The organism is Alteromonas sp. CNT1-28 (assembly GCF_022348345.1).
Classification (GTDB): Bacteria; Pseudomonadota; Gammaproteobacteria; order Enterobacterales; family Alteromonadaceae; genus Alteromonas; species Alteromonas macleodii.
The window spans coordinates 1-3,679 of sequence record NZ_JAKREZ010000072.1 but is presented as its reverse complement, the minus strand read 5'-3'; the positions used below and the strand labels follow the sequence as shown (position 1 = coordinate 3,679).

Annotated in this window: 1 protein-coding gene; it reads left to right on the top strand. The window is 43.5% G+C overall.

What is annotated here, in order from left to right; translation table 11 throughout:
• The first annotated feature begins 694 nt into the window (after positions 1-694).
• Positions 695-3,535, top strand: coding sequence for a TonB-dependent receptor (locus MHN02_RS21190; RefSeq protein ID WP_239247930.1), 2,841 nt, complete (start codon positions 695-697; stop codon positions 3,533-3,535).
• Positions 3,536-3,679 lie beyond the last annotated feature (144 nt).

Below are 3,679 nucleotides of genomic sequence, written 5' to 3'. Positions count from 1 at the left end.
AGGCCAGCATCCGACGTAAACAGCGCATTGCGGCTATGGATACTGCGTATCTTGAAAAAGTGATAACTGCTTAAAAAATGATCACGCTCTTACCCTGGGTTAACTCCCTTACATTATTTATAGTTTCCACAGAATCAAGGATAATTAAAAACATCATTAAGAAATAAGATAGAAAATATAACACATGGAGAAGTAACGAATATTTAACTTATGAGAAACATTATCAATTACTTAATTTAAAACAGCGACAAAACAACTATTATTCACGTTAAAAAAAGAAACTTTAATATACACGATTTAAATTTACTCAGTTAGTGCAATATACGAGCAAAAGTCTTCTAACTCAAAATTAACCAAGAAAATTAAAAACAAGACACAAGCCGCTTAAAAAGCGCTCTAAAAAGACAATTTTCGACCACATGGTCAATATAAAAACAATTATTGAATATTATTAATACAAATCTTAAAAATATTAATTAAACCTACTATTTATAAATTCTTTAAAATTAAGTTAACTCTTTCATAGCTAGAATTTAATTCACCGCAAAAAATTGATTTATTTAATACTAGATAATTAGAATGCGCGCCATTGCAACATAAGTAAAAACTACGCATGCAATTTGGCTAGCCCTTGCCTATTTACGGGGCATTAACCAACAACAAGCACGTAAATCTAATTCACTAGGAACAATCCATGAAAAATATTGCAACTGCAGTTCAGTTAGCATTAGCAGGAAGTGTCGCGTTGACCTCAGGCAACGTTCTTGCACAGGACTCAACAAATGAAAGCGCTGACGTTGAAAAAATTCAGGTCACCGGTTCTCGTATCTCTCGTCAGGGCGCTATCGCTCCATCACCAGTAACAGCCATTTCTGGTGAGTCACTTCTTAATTCAGGTGCGATGAACATTGGTGAGGTGCTTAATGAGCTTCCTTCACTTGCAAACACATTCTCATTAGGTAATTCAGGTCAATTTATTGGAACTGCTGGTCTAAATATTCTTGACCTACGTGGTATGGGTACTGACCGCACATTAGTATTGGTAGACGGTAAACGTCACGTATCTTCTTCAGCAGGTTCTGCAGCGGTTGATACCAACACCATCCCTACTTCGTGGATTGAGCGCGTAGAAATCGTTACTGGCGGTGCTTCTGCGGTTTATGGTGCAGATGCAGTAACTGGTGTTGTTAACTTCATTCTTAAAAAGAACATTGAAGGTTTCGACGTGAGTGCGACGCAAGGCTTTGCACAGGAAAACGGTTATAAGAACGATAAATACCAAGCATCATACGGCTTTAACTTCGACAATGATCGCGGCAACATTGCTTTTGCAGCCGAATACAGCTCACAAGAAGCTTTAGAGGCCCTTGACAACCCTTGGACTGCAACGTCGTATCGTAATATGAGCTTTGAAAGCATCATGGGATACGAGCGCAGTGAAGACCAGTTAAATTCAACGGCATTTCCTGACAACTTTTATACTGCTAATGCGGGCTACTACACACTAAACAACTCTGGCGTTTTTGGCGGCAACTCTCAGACTTTCAACGCTGACGGTTCAATTCGCGAAATCTACACCGGTGACCAAGTAGACGGTGCGTTCTGCGCAAACTGTGATTCGTTTAACCTGCGCCAGTTTACGCAGCTTCAGCCTGAGTTTGATCGTACTAACCTAAATGTAAAAGGTAACTACGAGCTAAACGACGACACCACAGTGTATGCACAGGCTAAGTACGCGCGTACTCGTGCAATTACAATGGGCCAGCCTGCTTTCTTCTATGGCGGCTCAGAGACAACCATTTATCGTAACAATGCCTTTCTAGATGATAGCGTTGCCGCATACATGGATGAAAACGAACTGGACAGCATTCAGCTTAACCGCATGATGACTGACCTAGGGCGCCGCACCGAAGCAGACGAGCGTGAAACTTATCGCTACGTGCTAGGTATCGAAGGCTACATTGGTGACGAGTGGAGCTACGAGGCATTTGTAAACTACGGCAAAACTGAATTAGAGCGTGAGAACCGCAACAACCTTGTTTTGCAAAACTTCGAGAATGCACTTAACGCAATAACTGACGGCGACGGAAACATTGTTTGTGCGTCAGGTAGTGATGACGGCTGTGTACCGCTGAACATTATGGGCTTTGGTCAGCCTTCACAAGAAGCAATTGACTACGTCAATACTACATCAGTTGGCACAAGCAAAATTGAACAATACAACGCTGGCGCAACCATCGCAAACTCTGGTATTTATGAATTACCTGCAGGATACGTTGGCTTTGCAGCCGGTGTTGAATATCGCAAAGAAAAAAGCGAAATTGAAGAACCTGATAATGCAGCGGGTACCTTTTTCAACACTCTAGGTGAAGATAAAGGCGATTACGATGTATCAGAAGTATTTACTGAAGTTACTATTCCACTACTTGCCGATCTCCCTGGCGTAGAAATGCTGACATTTGATACTGCGGCGCGTATTGCCAACTACTCTTCGATTGGCAACGCGAAAAGCTGGAAGCTTGGTCTAGATTGGAAAGTGTATGAAGATTTACGTCTACGTGCGACAAAATCATCTGCACTACGCGCGCCGAACATCGGTGAACTTTATGGTGAAGCAAGCCAAACCTTCTTCCGCGTAGACGATCCATGTCGTACAGACAACCTTGCTGACTTAGCCAACGCCGACCAACGCATTGCAAACTGTGCAGCGTTAGGTATCCCTGCAGATTTCAACTCTGATTACGACTCAGCAACGCTAGAAGGCGTAAACGGTGGAAACATCGACTTGCAAGCGGAGAGCTCAATCTCTAAAACACTAGGTGTTGTCTATACTCCTAGCTGGTTTGAAGGCTTTACCGCTACTGTTGACTACTGGGAAATCGAGCTGACAGACGCGATTTCGTCTATTGACGGCCAAACAATTTTGGACCGCTGTGTTGACTCTGAGTCGGGTATTAACAACGTATACTGTGGCCTTATCGACCGTGATGGAACTACCGGTGAAATCACTCAGATTCGCAGCTATGCATTGAACATCGCGGGTCAAGAAGCCAAGGGTATCGACTTCGAACTAGGATATGATTTCGACGCGCTAGAAGGTGCATTCCGTACTAGCTTGATTGCGACTTACCTAAAAGACCGCAAAGAATTCCCATTCCAAGATAACCCTGAAGTATTCTATCAGTACGCAGGTACGGCAGGAGAATCTGATTGGCAGGGTGTATTCACCATCAACTATAGCCGTGGTGATTGGGAAGCAAGCTGGAAAACTCGCTACCTAGAACGTTCAAGCCTTTACGACAACCAAGAGTTAGCGCGTAACCCAAATCCGAGCAACCGTATGGAACTGCCTTCATACGCTGTGACTGACATGACCGCGGGTTACAACTTTGCTAACGGTGTTAGCCTAACCGTGGGTATTGATAACCTGTTTAACCGTGCGCTACCGACAGGCACGACAGGCACGGGTTCAATAGACGGCGCGTACGACAACATTGGCCGCTTCGGTTACGTTACCGTAGCGTACAAAATGTAATTTACGTAATATTGAGCAATGATAAAAACGGCGCTTATTAGCGCCGCAGACTGTTGAAAAAGCCCTAGACGAAAGTCTGGGGCTTTGATCTAATAGGCATAGTGAAATTCGGAGTGTTCACCATGCTAACCCCAAAGTCCCCAC

What these genes read in the sequence shown, in the direction of transcription:
- MHN02_RS21190 (WP_239247930.1), top strand. Translation starts at nt 695, where the DNA reads ATGAAAAATATTGCAACTGCAGTTCAGTTAGCATTAGCAGGAAGTGTC.